Consider the following 12,555-nt stretch of genomic DNA (forward strand, 5'->3'; position numbering starts at 1 on the left):
CCGGAACAGCCATTTGCTTGCTAACGTCCGGCCATGAAAATCTTCAGCCTCCTGACGCTCGCGCTGGCCCAGCCCGTGGCCAGCCAGCCGGAACCGCTCAACGTGAACCAGCAGCAGGCCCTCTCCTGCGTTGCCGTACTGGCGATTGTCGCCTCAGAACAGGAACGGGGCGTAGCCGGCGCGTTCGACTATCCTCTGCTCAGTGAACGCGGTGCGACCTATGCCGGGCTGGTCGGCGAACAGATCATGGAGGAAAGCGGCAGAAACAGGGAGCAGGTGCGCGACGCAATGATAGCAGCGGTGGCAGAGCGGCAGGCTGTCGCGCAAGAGGCCGCCGATCCGGACCAGGCGGTGAGCGGAGAAATGGCAATCTGCCTGCCCCTGCTCGACGCTGCAGTGCCGCCCAGGCCGAAACCGGACCTGACGCAATGCGCCGGCATGTTGCAACTGGCCTATGAAGAAGTCCATGACCGTGAAGGCCTGTCCAAGACCGCACAGGATCTGAAAACACTGGCAGCAGTACTCGACAGCCGCGCGCGCGATCAGATGCGCGCCGAGGGGCTGAGCGGTCCGGAAAGCGACATACTATTGACTCAGAGCCGCGAAGCGCTGCTGGCAGAAGCGCGGCAGCGGGAAGCAAGGGGTCAGGGTTCCAATCTGGATTTCGAACATTGCTTCACCCTCGCCGCGCCGGAAGACAAGCAGAGAAAATATGAGCATTGAATCCGCGCCGCCCCTGCGGCCTTTCCATCTGGCCTTTCCGGTCCACGATCTAGACGCAGCCCGCGCTTTCTATGGTGACCTGATGGGTTGTGAAGAAGGCCGCAGCGATTCACGCTGGATCGATTTCAATCTTTACGGACATCAGGTTGTCACCCATCTTGACGAGAATTACGCGGCCCTGCCGGTGATCAATCCGGTCGATGGCGAACAGGTTCCGGTGCCGCATTTCGGCGTCGTGCTGACGAGGGCCGAATGGCAGGCGCTTGCCGACCGGCTATCCGCAGCCGCGATCCGCTTTGTCATCCCGCCGACAATCCGGTTTGAAGGCCAGGTCGGCGAACAGGCGACGATGTTTTTTCAGGACCCGAGCGGCAATGCGCTGGAGTTCAAGGCCTTTGCCAGCGACGATCAACTGTTCGCCAAGGATTGACCGGGGGTTCCGGAACTAGACCTGCTGTCCGCTCTCCATCCGGTCCAGACCGTCTTCCAATTGCCTTTCGGCCATGTCACGGGCGGTATTGCGCGCCAGTCCCAGCGATCGAGACAAACGCTCTCCAATCAAGGCATCGCCCAAAGCCATGAGAACGAGCGTCAGCGTGTCTTCGTGCATCTCGCGGTCCTGGTGACCGTCATCCCCAACGTCATCGACCAATTTGTGGATCGCCTCGACGATCGGGTCGAGTGCATCTTCATTGCCGGTCAGCATCATCCAGGACCAGAGCGCCCCGGCCCCCTGTTTGTCAAAGGCATCAAACGTCAGATCGACAATATCGCGCGCGCAGCCCTCGCCGGAACGAGACTTGATAATCGCCTGCGCGATCATGCCGCATACTTCATCGGACAGATAGACCGCCAAGGCCTTCTGCAGACCCGATGCGGAGCCGAAATGGTGCAGAAGATTGGCATGGGTCCGCCCGATCCGGCCGGCGACTGCCTTCAATGTAACCGACTGCGGTCCTGATTCGATCAACAGATCGCGGGCCGCGGCCAGCGCCATGCCGCGACTTTCTTCCGGAGAGAGGCGTCTCTTAGCTATTGACATTTATGTAAGTAACCTTATTATCATCGGTGTTAGCTATAGGCTGCATTTCGCAAAATGGAAACATCCGATGAATATGCCTCGCACCGTCCGCCCGGAGCCGGAGACCATCCACACCCCGACGCCGAAGGGACACGAAATCACGCCGCGCGACCGCCGTTTTGGTCGGGAAGAGGGCTATGATCCTGCAAAATATTGGCAAAATGGCGACCCGGTTGCGACCGCTTTCTACAATTGCCTGTCACTTACCTTTCCACGCGGAGAGGCTTTTTTCATCGAAAGCGTGAAGGAATTCCGGGATCACACGCCGCAGAAATTGCAGAAAGAAATCCGCGCCTTCGTCCAGCAGGAAGTGATCCACAGCCGCGAGCATCTGGCGCTGAACCGCCGGGTCGAGGAAAATGGCTACGACACAAGCCGGATCGAACAACGGATTACCGAATCGCTCGGCATGACCAAAGGCCGGCCCATGATCACCAATCTGGCGGCGACGATGATCCTCGAACATTTTACCGCGATCATGGCCCAGCAATTTCTCGCCAATCCGCGACACTGGAAAGATTCCGACGAGGAAACCGCTGATCTGTGGCGCTGGCATGCGCTGGAAGAGATTGAACACAAGGGCGTCGCCTATGACACATGGCTCTACGCAACCCGGGACTGGAGCCGCTGGCAACGCTGGAAAGTGAAAGCACTGATGATGCTGGTGATCACCCGAAATTTCTGGGGCAATCGGTGGAACGACACGCTCGACCTGCTGGCGCAGGACGGCCTGACCGGATGGCGGGTGAAGCTCAAGCTGCTGAAATTCCTGCTCGTCGAGCCGGGCATCGCCCGGGCAATCATCATCCCGTGGATCAAGTTCTTTCTGCCCGGATTTCATCCATGGAACGAGGATGACCGGCATCTGATTCGGCGCGCCGAGAGCGAATATGAGTCGGCGATGACGGGAAGGCCGGCGACCGTATAGGGTCCAGGCCTAGAGAGCCGTGCTCAATGGGCGGCTCTGCTGCTGTCCACTTTTTCGACCCATTCCGGAAAGAAACTGGGTTCGCGGTTGGACCAGCCCGGCGCGGTTGCGGCGGCTTCGCTGATCGATTGCAGCAGATTTTTACGGGTTTTGGGGTGCAGATGCGGCAAGGCAGCGGCCGCACAAAAAGCACCGGGCAGCCATGGACGCGAATCCGGACCAAGCAGGCGCTCATAAAGAAAACGGAAGGCGGGGAAGCTGTGAATACGGCCCTGCCCCAGATCATAGGCCGCGAGTGAAATCAGGGCGGGCATAAACGTCTCGATACTGTCAACCGCGCACCCTTCGGGAATGGCTTTACGAATGTCGCGAATCCGCCGGTAGAGGGAAATCTGCACCTGAATGCCCGCTTCTTCAACCTTGTCGCGCGACCAGGTCTCCACAGCATCGGAACGTTCGAGACCGACATCCAGCGACCGGCGGATGTAGCGCTGGGTCGCGGAACTGAAGCTCGCAAATTCTTTTATCTCGGCCAGCGTCATCGCACCGGGGACAGATCGTGTTTCCTTGGTCATGTCTTCACAACTCCTCGTGGGCTCTTGCCACCAGGACATTTGACCAAAACATGGTTAGCAATTGGTTAAACCGGGACCGATTAATCCTCTATTGACCATCCTGAGTGGGAAAATTGCGCGGCTGCCTTATAAAGTTTCGACCAACCGCAACCATGGTTCGACCGGTCACGATTCCGCTAGAGACAATTGATACCATATTGGCCTAAGCTGACCCGAAACCATGAATTGAACGCATATGAGAAAATTTGAACTGGGAAACCACAAGCCGTCGGTCGGGCATCAGGTAGCCATCCTGTCGATCCTGGGATTCTGGTTTTTCTACATGATCGTCCTGACATTACGGGCGTCCATCGGTGACTGGCCGGCACAAGGCGAAATGGTCATGCGGCGGACTGTCGTCACGATTTTCGGTATCGGCACAACCTATCTGCTCTACCTGTTTCTGCGGCAGTTCGAGGACAGAGCCCTGTCGACGCGGATCATCACCGCCTTTGCCGCCGCCATTCCCTGCGCGATCATCATTGCCTCGTTCAATCACTATGTCTTCAATGTCTATTATCCCGAAAATCTGTGGGACGAGGCGCATGTCGAGGAAATGCGCAAATATATGTCGCAGGAGAATCTGGCGTTCAAAGCAATCTTCGAAGATGCGACCTCGCGCTTTTTCTTCATCGTCAGCTGGACCTCGCTATACCTGACCCTGAGCTATGCCGGCCGGGTCCGGCAGGTCGAACGCAAGGCCGCCCGCTTCGCCCAAGCGGCACAGGACGCCGAGCTGCGTTCGCTGCGCTATCAGGTCAATCCCCATTTCCTGTTCAACACGCTCAACAGCCTGAGCACGCTGGTCATGCGCAGCCAGCCGGAAGAAGCCGAGGAGATGATCCTCAACCTGTCCAAATTCTATCGCACCAGCCTGTCGGGCGATCCGCTGGAGGATGTGCCCCTGTCGGAAGAGGTGCATCTGCAGAATCTTTATCTCGATATCGAAGCCGTGCGTTTCCCCGAACGGCTCCGGACCAAGGTGAATATCCCGGATGATCTGCTTGGCGTTCTGGTGCCCGGCCTGATTCTGCAGCCGCTGGTCGAGAATGCGATCAAGCACAGTGTTGCCCACAGCAAGCGCCCGGTAACCATTGCGATCAGCGCCCGGTCCGATGGCGACAATCTGATCCTGACAGTAGCCGATGACGGGGATCCCCGACCGGTCGACCTGCAGGATGATGGCGTCAGCAGCGGTATTGGCCTGGCCAATGTCCGCGACCGGCTGGAAACGCGCTTTGGCCGGCAGGCCGGTTTGCAGACTGTACGTCCGGCAGAAGGCGGCTATATTGCGCAGCTCACTCTACCGTTGATGCTGGACAACCCATGATCGAAGAAACCGAAACCAGACCGCTGACCACGCTGATTGTCGACGATGAACCGCTGGCGATCGAACGGTTGCAGCTGCTTTGTGCGCGCCAGCCGGATATCAACCTGATCGGCACCGCCAGCGACGGGGAAGCAGCACTGCGCCTCACCGAGCAGCTGAAGCCGGACTTGCTGCTGCTCGATATCGCGATGCCCGGCAAGGACGGGCTGGACGTCGCACGCGCCCTGTCCGGCAAGCCGGATGCGCCGGCAATCATTTTTGTCACGGCTTTTGATCGCTTCGCGGTCGAGGCCTTTGACGTGGCGGCAATCGACTATGTGCTGAAACCGGTCGAGAATGCGCGCCTGCAACTGGCCATTTCCCGGGTACGGGAGCGGACAGCCGAACCGCGAAACGGTGAAGCGGACGACTCTCCCTGGGCCGAGGAATTCTGGGTCCCCTACAAATCCGAGCTGCGCCGGATTGTCGCGTCCGAAATCGACCGGGTCGAGGCCGAGCGCGATTATATGCGCCTGCACGTCGGCAGTGCCAGCTATCTGCTGCACCAGACTATCACCGGTCTGGAAGAGCGTCTCAACCCGGAAGAATTTATCCGCCTGCACCGCTCACATCTGGTCCGGCGCGACTGGATCGCCGGCCTGCGCCATGACGGCGGCGGCGTGTGGATGGCCTGTCTGAAATGCGGTACCGAAATCCGCATCGGCCGGACCCATCTGGCCGAAGCGAAGAAACTGGCGGGTAAATAGCCACCCTTCCCGAAGAGCGTTTCGGTCTGTCCGTAAGAATAGCCATCGACAAAATATCGGAGAAAAGTCTATTCAGCGGCGTCTCCATCCGGGACCTTCGGACATTATCGTGCTGCTGAATATCCTGATCCTCTTTGCCGCCATCACAACCGGGCTGCTGCTATTCTCTCCGCGCCTGTCGAAATCAACCCTCTGGCGCGCGACCGTGACACCGCTGGCCTCGATCATCGGCAGCGGATTTCTGGTCCTCGCGCCCATCCTTGTATCCGACTATGGCTATATGGCACCGCTGATCATGGCGGGCCTTTGTCTCGGCGCCTATCTGTTTGGCGGCGCCATCCGGTTCAACATCTTGCAGCGCAATGCCAGACATCCGCAGCAAGACCAGTGGACAGACCGCCTGGAACTGGCCGCCTCCTGGGCGCTGGTGTTCGCCTTCATCATTTCGGTTGCCTATTATCTCAACCTGTTCGGTGCATTCGGAGTCAGCCTGACCGCATTTGATAATGGCGCAAATGCCAAGCTACTCACCTCCGCCGTCTATATATTGATCCTGATCGTCGGCTGGACCCGCGGTTTCAACGCGCTGGAAAAGATGGAATATGGCGCCGTAACGCTAAAGCTGGCGATTATCGTGGGCCTGCTGGTCGGCCTGAGCTGGTATTTCTACCAAAAAGCCAGCAGCGCCTCGCTCTTTGATCATGTCCCGTTGCTTTCCGGCTGGCCGGCGATCACGCTTGCTTTTGGTCTGCTCATCACCGTGCAGGGCTTTGAAACCTCCCGCTACCTCGGCCGCAATTATGACCATGCGACACGGATCAAATCGATGCGGCTGGCGCAGATTGTCAGCACCATTATCTACATGATCTATATCAGCCTGTTCGCCTATAGTTTTGAACGCGAACAATTCGCTCTCACCGAAACTGCGATCATTGACATGATGGGAATAATCGCACCGGTCCTGCCGTTGTTGCTGGTGGCCGCTGCGTTGGCCGCGCAATTCAGCGCCGCAATCGCCGATACCAGCGGTTCGGGCGGGCTGGTAGAGGAACTGACACGGGGCCATGTCAAGGCGCGCACCGGCTATGCGATATTGGTTGCCATCGGATTGCTGCTGACCTGGAGCGCCAATGTGTTCCAGATCATCGCTTATGCCAGCCGCGCCTTTGCGCTCTATTACACGCTGCAATCCCTGATCGCAGCGCGCCGGGCCTTCCTGATCGATGGCCAGCAGCTCAAGGGTGCGGGCTTCATTCTGCTGGCAATGCTTGGACTCATGATCATGTTTTTCGGCAATGATGTCGAATCATCGAACGCTTGAGCCGCCGCAAGCTAGCGGCCGGTACAGGGCAAGCTAGCCCACAACCGTCCGTGGTCGCGCCTGCCGATAGGTGCCAAGAATCCGCACGTTGTTGCAGTGATATCCCAATTCGGCCAGCGCCCGGTCGATTGCCGGATCACCGGGAGCGCCTTCGATATCGGCGAAAAACTCGGTGGCAGCAAAGCTGCTGCCTTTCTGGTAGCTTTCCAGCTTTGTCATATTGACGCCATTGGTCGCGAAACTGCCGAGCGCCTTGTACAGTGCCGCAGGGATATTTTTGACCTCGAATATGAAAGTCGTCATCACCGGACCATTGGGTTCAGGCATGGCCGCTTCGGGAGCGAGCACGACGAATCGGGTGATATTATGCGGCGCATCCTCGATCGCATCGGCGATCGGCTGCAGGCCGTAAATCTGCGCGGCGAGCCTGGGCGCGATGGCCGCGGCATGGGGATCATCCTGCTGGGCCACAAAAGCGGCGGCAGCGGCCGTGTCGGCATAGGCCACAGGGATGATGCCGCGCTTGCGCAGATAGTGACGGCACTGACCGAGCGCCTGCGGATGGCTCATCGCGGTGCGGATCTCGGCATCGGCCGACCGGGCCATCAGGCAATGACTGATCTGCATGAAATATTCGTCGACGATATGCAGCCCCGATTCGGGCAGCAGAAAGTGGATATCGGCAACCCGTCCGTTGAGCGAATTTTCGATCGGAATGATCGCGCTGCCGGCCGTGCCATGCTTTACCGCATCAATGGCATCTTCGAAGGCAAAGCAGGGAACCGGCAAGCCGTCGGGAGCATAATCAAGCGCGGCGAGGTGCGAATTGGCACCGGGCGCGCCCTGAAAGGCGATCGCTTGCGCCGGCTTTTCTGCGCCTTTTTCGGTCATTTTCCTGACCATGCCCAATGCGTTTTTTGGAAAACTGTCCATCTCGTCCCTCTTTATACGCTGTTGCGATAGTCGAACCGAATGCAGCGGGGCAAGAGGGAAGTGGCCCGCCGGTCAGGGGGCTGCGCATTTCGCATGGACTATCGCACAAATTACGGCAATTGAGGCCTTGCGTTGGTCCGTAGCTCTCTTTACAGACAGCACAAATTTGGCAGGCCCATGGCCGCCGCTCACTCAGGGGTTTGAGAGACAATATGAGCAACAACAACACCATCGCAGGCTGGGTACTGGCTGGCGGCATCGCGGCCCTCGGCTTTTCCATTCTCAGCGGAAAATATTTCCACGCCGGCAAGAACGAGCGCCCCGAAGTCATGGGCTTTGTCATTGAAGGCGTCGAAACCTCCGGTGGTGCGGATACCGGTCCGGCAATCGAAACCCTATTGCAGACGGCCGATGCCGCTGCCGGTGAAAAGGTTTTCGCCAAATGCGCTGCATGCCACACGATTAACCAGGGCGGTGCCAACGGCATCGGTCCGAACCTTTGGGATACGATGGGCAAGCCACACGCCCATGTTGCCGGCTTCGCCTATAGCGATGCGCTGAAAAGCATTCCGGGCAACTGGGACTGGACCGCCATGGATGCCTGGCTGACCTCGCCGCGCAAATATGCCAATGGCACGAAAATGACCTTTGCCGGTCTCGGCAAGGCTGAAGACCGCGCCAATCTGATGGTCTATCTGAATGCACAGGGATCGAACATCCCGTTGCCACCCCCTCCGGCTGTCGAAGAACCGGCTGCGGACGAAGCGGAAGCGGAAGCTGGCGTTGATGCCGAGGCCGAAGAAGCCGTGGAAGCGGACGCAGCAGCGGCTGAAGAATAAGCGCGAACCCGGATAGCGCCGGACTGCCTAGTTGCAATCCAGCCCGTAAAATTCCTGGATAATATCCCAGGCTTCATCTGCGGTTTCCACGAACTGGAACAATTCCAGATCCTTGCGGCTGATGGTGCCCTCGTCGGCCAGTGCATCGAAGTTGATTACCCGGTTCCAGAAGGTCTTGCCGAACAGCAGGATCGGCAGCTTTTCCATCTTTCCGGTCTGGACCAATGTGACCAGCTCCATAAACTCGTCCAGCGTGCCAAAGCCGCCCGGGAACACCGCAACGGCCCGGGCGCGCAGCAGGAAGTGCATCTTGCGCAGCGCGAAATAGTGGAACTGGAAGCTCAGCGACGGGGTGACATATTCATTGGGCGCCTGTTCATGGGGCAGCACAATATTCAACCCGATGGACTCCTTGCCGGCATCGGCTGCGCCGCGATTGGCCGCTTCCATGATCGAAGGCCCGCCGCCGGAGCAGACTACGAAATCACGCTTTCCGTTCTCCGAAATGCCACAGGCACTGGCCAGCCGTGCCAGATTCCGGGCTTCGTCATAATATCTGGCTTTTTCTTTCAACCGCTCGGCTATTTTTCGGGAATCCTCGTCGGGCGCCGCTTCAATCAGTGCATCCGCCTTTTCCGGTTCGGGGATGCGTGCCGACCCGTACATCACCAGAGTGGATCCGATGCCCGCTTCGTCGAGCAGCATTTCCGGCTTTAGCAGTTCGAGCTGAAACCGGACCGGCCGCAATTCCTCCCGGAGCAGGAAGTCGGTGTCCTGAAAGGCCAGCCGATAGGCCGGATCACGGGTTTGCGGGGTTCCGAAATCCGCTTTTTCGGCGAATTCGGCCTCTTGCTTGGCACGGTAAAAACGGCGGTCGTGGAGATCTTTGTTGGTCATAGCCTCGCCCTAAAGCATAGAAAGGTGACTGGCCAGTGACCTTGTAACGCTAGCGACAATATCCGTTGCCGCTCATGTCGAAATGGAAATGATCGCGATGGGCCGCGTTGTAATTGGGGCCGAGAACGGTACCAAAACGTTTGCAGGCGCTGTTGTGAATGGCGGCCAGGAACTGCATTTCCTGGCGTCCGCTTTTCCAGTTATTCTCTACCGTGATCCGCCGGCCGTCGGTCAGCACGAAAGCGGAAACGTCGATGGCATTGGCATGCGCATGTTGCGACAATTTACCCGAGCCGGCGATATTGCGGCAGCTATAGCTGCCCATCGTCTCGATGCGCTTGAGGTCACTGCCCAGATATTTGCGCGCCGCCCGTTTCACCGCATATTCGGTCCAGGCAGCGAATTTTCCGGCCAGCTCGCATTTTACCGGACCCAGATTGGTGACATCCGCGCCCACGTCCAGCAATTTGATGCTGTCGATCTGGCTGCATCCTCCACTGAACTGACGATTGGGCAAGGGGGAGAAACGGACATTTGCCTTGCCAAGGTCACTGAAACACTGCCGCGCTGCGGCCGTCGGATTGAAGGCACCCAGGCCGGCTGAAGCCTGTGGCCGCTGCGCTCCGCCACCGCTTCCGCTGCCCGCGGGGATGGCGCCACAGGCGCTTAGCAATAATGACGCCAGGCCCAAGGTTGCGAGGCTCTGCCCCCGGCATTTGACATTCAAGGTAAATTTCATGCTTATATCTATGGCACAGGATGGTTAATCACAGCCTGAGCGTCATGGTTAATAGATTATTGCCACGAGATGAGATCCGGGCTGGCGACAAATTGCGACAATTTTACGCTGGACCGTCCGGCGCGCACTATCCAAGAGCAGGACATGAAATTTTTGCGCAAACTGAACAGCCTGCCGGTCTTCTGGATATTGTTGTCGATACCGGCCATTCTGATGGTCCGCGGATATTTGGCGGGCAATATAATCGCAATGGACATGCTCCATCCGACGGGAGAATTCTCTGCGCGGTTCATGATCGTCGCCATGATCATCACGCCGCTGTCCGTCATATTCGGCAATCGCCGGTGGATCGGATGGATGATGAAGCGACGCCGCTCCTTCGGGCTAGCTGCCTTTGGATATGGCATTCTCCACCTGATATTCTACATCATCGACATGGAAGCTCTGGAGCCCATTTTGGCCGAGTTCTGGGCGCCGGGCATCTGGACCGGCTGGGCGGCCCTGCTCATTTTCGTGCCGCTGGCAGTGACCAGCAACAACCTGTCGATGCGACGCCTGAAACAGAATTGGAAGCCGTTGCAACGGATGGTATATGTCGCCGCACTACTGACGCTTGCTCATTGGCTGTTAATCCACGATGGCGTAGGCGGGGCACTGGCACATTTTATTCCGCTTCTGCTATTGGAGCTATTGAGAGTCATTATCATATATGGCAGAAGACATAATGAACCGACACAGCGCGAATCGCTGTAGACCGAATTGATCTGGAGACACTGACAATGAAATATTCTGTAATCACCGCTGCTGCGACTGCCTTGATCGCCACCGCCGGCCTGTCCTCCCCTGCCCTTGCGACCGGCAAGATGAGCTGCGAAGCGGGCCCGCAATCCGGTTGGAAAACGCAGGACGAGCTGAAAGCCGATCTGGTCAAGAAAGGCTGGACGATCAAAAAATCGAAGATCGACGGCGGCTGCTACGAAGTCTATGGCACCACCCCCGAAGGCGACCGGGTAGAAGCCTATTTCCACCCTGTATCGCTTGAAAAACTGCTGGTTTCCCGCCGCGGCGAGATACTTTTCCGCAAGCAATAGACGGTATCATTCGCAACAAAGATCGCGCTTGACATGCTGCGCCGCACCATACAAAGCGGCGCCGGGCCACGCGGTCCCAACGCCGCGCGAGCTCTCTGTAAGGAGAAGCGTTACAATGACTGATACGACTATACCGACGCCAGAATTGCGTCCTGACTGCCCGAATTTTTCTTCGGGCCCGACCGCCAAGTTCCCCGGCTGGTCCCTCGACAAGATCAACACCATCGCCATGGGCCGCTCGCACCGATCCGCGACCGGCAAGGCGCGCCTGAAATATGCGATCGACCTCAGCCGCGAGCTGCTCGGCATCCCCGACGACTATCTGATCGGCATCGTGCCGGCCTCCGATACCGGCGCCGTCGAACTGGCGATGTGGAATATGCTGGGCGCCCGCCCGGTGACCGTTGCTGCATGGGAAAGCTTCGGCAATGTCTGGATCCAGGACGCTGTCAAGCAGCTCAAGCCTGCGAACCTGACGGTCCTCGAAGCCGATTATGGCGAAATTCCCGACCTGACCTCGATCGACAAGGGTGACGATATTGTTTTCACCTGGAACGGTACGACCTCGGGCGCGAAAATTCCGAACACCGACTGGATCGCCGACGATCGCGAAGGCGTCACGATCAACGACGCGACCAGCGCCGTCTTTGCCCAGCCGATGGACTGGTCCAAGCTCGACGCCACCACCTACAGCTGGCAGAAGGTCATGGGATCGGAAGCCGGTCACGGCATGCTGATCCTCAGCCCGCGCGCCGTCGAACGGATCGAAAGCTACAGCCCATCCTGGCCGCTGCCGAAAATCTTCCGGGTGAAAAAGGGCGACAAGCTCAACACCGCGATCTTTGAAGGCGCGACGATCAACACGCCGTCCCTGCTCGCCACCGAAGACTATATCGCTTCGCTCGAATGGGCCAAGTCGATCGGCGGCCTGCCCGAATTGCATGCCCGCGCCGACCGCAACGCGAAGACCGTTCACGACTGGATCGAAGCCACGCCGTGGATGCGCAACATGGTCAGCGATCCGGCCAAATGGACCAATACCGGCGTTTGCATGGTATTCCAGGGCGACTGGTATGACGGCCTCGACGACGATGCCAAGGCCTCCGTGCCCAAGAAGATCGCCGCAATGCTCGAGAAAATGGACATTGCCTATGACTTCAACGGCTATCGCGATGCACCGCCGTCGCTGCGCATCTGGTGCGGTTCGACGGTCGAGCAGGAAGACATTCGCCGTCTGCTGCTGTGGATCGAATGGGCTTATGCCCAGGTGAAAGCCGAACTTTCCTGAATTTGTGTCGCCCCGGCGAGAGCCG

15 protein-coding genes are annotated in these 12,555 nt (G+C 58.4%); 10 read left to right on the plus strand and 5 right to left on the minus strand.

Annotated elements, in window-relative coordinates; genetic code table 11:
- The first annotated feature begins 33 nt into the window (after positions 1–33).
- Together SPHFLASMR4Y_RS10040 and SPHFLASMR4Y_RS10045 are read left to right on the plus strand one after the other, a co-directional pair.
- A complete protein-coding gene (locus SPHFLASMR4Y_RS10040; RefSeq protein WP_089133418.1) occupies positions 34–723 on the plus strand; it encodes a hypothetical protein in 690 nt (229 codons plus the stop codon).
- The gene (locus tag SPHFLASMR4Y_RS10045; RefSeq protein WP_089133419.1) at positions 713–1,153 is read left to right on the plus strand and encodes a VOC family protein; all 441 of its coding nucleotides are present in this window, start codon (positions 713–715) and stop codon (positions 1,151–1,153) included. Before SPHFLASMR4Y_RS10040 ends, SPHFLASMR4Y_RS10045 begins: the two co-directional genes overlap by 11 nt.
- A gap of 15 nt (positions 1,154–1,168) precedes the next feature.
- On the opposite strand, the gene SPHFLASMR4Y_RS10050 is transcribed toward SPHFLASMR4Y_RS10045, so the two are convergent.
- Positions 1,169–1,720 carry a TetR/AcrR family transcriptional regulator gene (locus tag SPHFLASMR4Y_RS10050; RefSeq protein WP_409928891.1) on the minus strand — a complete coding sequence of 184 codons (552 nt, stop codon included), beginning with the start codon at positions 1,718–1,720 and terminating at the stop codon, positions 1,169–1,171.
- Positions 1,721–1,832: 112 nt separating this feature from the next.
- Between SPHFLASMR4Y_RS10050 and SPHFLASMR4Y_RS10055 the strand changes: the two genes are divergently transcribed.
- On the plus strand, positions 1,833–2,732 hold the full coding sequence (locus SPHFLASMR4Y_RS10055; protein WP_089133421.1) for a metal-dependent hydrolase: 900 nt from the start codon (positions 1,833–1,835) through the stop codon (positions 2,730–2,732).
- Between the two features lie 23 nt (positions 2,733–2,755).
- Here the strand turns inward: SPHFLASMR4Y_RS10055 and SPHFLASMR4Y_RS10060 are convergent, their stop codons facing one another.
- The gene (locus SPHFLASMR4Y_RS10060) at positions 2,756–3,307 is read right to left on the minus strand and encodes a hypothetical protein (protein WP_089133422.1); all 552 of its coding nucleotides are present in this window, start codon (positions 3,305–3,307) and stop codon (positions 2,756–2,758) included.
- Between the two features lie 235 nt (positions 3,308–3,542).
- On the opposite strand from SPHFLASMR4Y_RS10060, the gene SPHFLASMR4Y_RS10065 reads away from it, so the two are divergent.
- The 3 genes from SPHFLASMR4Y_RS10065 to SPHFLASMR4Y_RS10075 all read left to right on the plus strand — a co-directional run bounded on the left by SPHFLASMR4Y_RS10065 (position 3,543) and on the right by SPHFLASMR4Y_RS10075 (position 6,743).
- Positions 3,543–4,676: a sensor histidine kinase gene (locus tag SPHFLASMR4Y_RS10065; protein ID WP_089133423.1), complete on the plus strand. Its 1,134-nt coding sequence runs from the start codon at positions 3,543–3,545 to the stop codon at positions 4,674–4,676.
- The gene (locus SPHFLASMR4Y_RS10070) at positions 4,673–5,422 is read left to right on the plus strand and encodes a LytR/AlgR family response regulator transcription factor (RefSeq protein WP_089133424.1); all 750 of its coding nucleotides are present in this window, start codon (positions 4,673–4,675) and stop codon (positions 5,420–5,422) included. The genes SPHFLASMR4Y_RS10065 and SPHFLASMR4Y_RS10070 overlap by 4 nt, the downstream gene beginning before the upstream one ends.
- A 109-nt stretch (positions 5,423–5,531) precedes the next feature.
- Positions 5,532–6,743 carry a hypothetical protein gene (locus SPHFLASMR4Y_RS10075; protein WP_222102924.1) on the plus strand — a complete coding sequence of 404 codons (1,212 nt, stop codon included), beginning with the start codon at positions 5,532–5,534 and terminating at the stop codon, positions 6,741–6,743.
- A gap of 33 nt (positions 6,744–6,776) precedes the next feature.
- Here the strand turns inward: SPHFLASMR4Y_RS10075 and SPHFLASMR4Y_RS10080 are convergent, their stop codons facing one another.
- Entirely contained in the window at positions 6,777–7,676 is a 900-nt protein-coding gene (locus SPHFLASMR4Y_RS10080) for a prephenate dehydratase (RefSeq protein ID WP_089133425.1), read from the minus strand.
- 212 nt (positions 7,677–7,888) lie between these two features.
- On the opposite strand from SPHFLASMR4Y_RS10080, the gene SPHFLASMR4Y_RS10085 reads away from it, so the two are divergent.
- Positions 7,889–8,515, plus strand: coding sequence for a c-type cytochrome (locus SPHFLASMR4Y_RS10085; RefSeq protein ID WP_089133426.1), 627 nt, complete (start codon positions 7,889–7,891; stop codon positions 8,513–8,515).
- A 27-nt stretch (positions 8,516–8,542) separates the two neighbouring features.
- On the opposite strand, the gene SPHFLASMR4Y_RS10090 is transcribed toward SPHFLASMR4Y_RS10085, so the two are convergent.
- Together SPHFLASMR4Y_RS10090 and SPHFLASMR4Y_RS10095 are read right to left on the minus strand one after the other, a co-directional pair.
- Positions 8,543–9,412, minus strand: coding sequence for a TIGR00730 family Rossman fold protein (locus SPHFLASMR4Y_RS10090; RefSeq protein WP_089133427.1), 870 nt, complete (start codon positions 9,410–9,412; stop codon positions 8,543–8,545).
- 49 nt (positions 9,413–9,461) lie between these two features.
- Positions 9,462–10,151 (minus strand): extensin family protein, encoded by a 690-nt coding sequence (locus SPHFLASMR4Y_RS10095; protein ID WP_089133428.1) that lies wholly within the window; start codon positions 10,149–10,151, stop codon positions 9,462–9,464.
- Between the two features lie 144 nt (positions 10,152–10,295).
- Between SPHFLASMR4Y_RS10095 and SPHFLASMR4Y_RS10100 the strand changes: the two genes are divergently transcribed.
- The 3 genes from SPHFLASMR4Y_RS10100 to SPHFLASMR4Y_RS10110 all read left to right on the plus strand — a co-directional run bounded on the left by SPHFLASMR4Y_RS10100 (position 10,296) and on the right by SPHFLASMR4Y_RS10110 (position 12,530).
- Complete coding sequence (locus SPHFLASMR4Y_RS10100) at positions 10,296–10,904, plus strand: sulfite oxidase heme-binding subunit YedZ (protein WP_089134816.1); 609 nt, start codon at positions 10,296–10,298, stop codon at positions 10,902–10,904.
- Positions 10,905–10,930: 26 nt separating this feature from the next.
- Positions 10,931–11,242 carry a PepSY domain-containing protein gene (locus tag SPHFLASMR4Y_RS10105; protein ID WP_089133429.1) on the plus strand — a complete coding sequence of 104 codons (312 nt, stop codon included), beginning with the start codon at positions 10,931–10,933 and terminating at the stop codon, positions 11,240–11,242.
- A 115-nt stretch (positions 11,243–11,357) separates the two neighbouring features.
- The gene (locus tag SPHFLASMR4Y_RS10110) at positions 11,358–12,530 is read left to right on the plus strand and encodes a phosphoserine transaminase (RefSeq protein WP_089133430.1); all 1,173 of its coding nucleotides are present in this window, start codon (positions 11,358–11,360) and stop codon (positions 12,528–12,530) included.
- The last annotated feature ends 25 nt before the right edge of the window (positions 12,531–12,555 follow it).

This window comes from Sphingorhabdus sp. SMR4y (assembly GCF_002218195.1).
GTDB lineage: Bacteria > Pseudomonadota > Alphaproteobacteria > Sphingomonadales > Sphingomonadaceae > Parasphingorhabdus.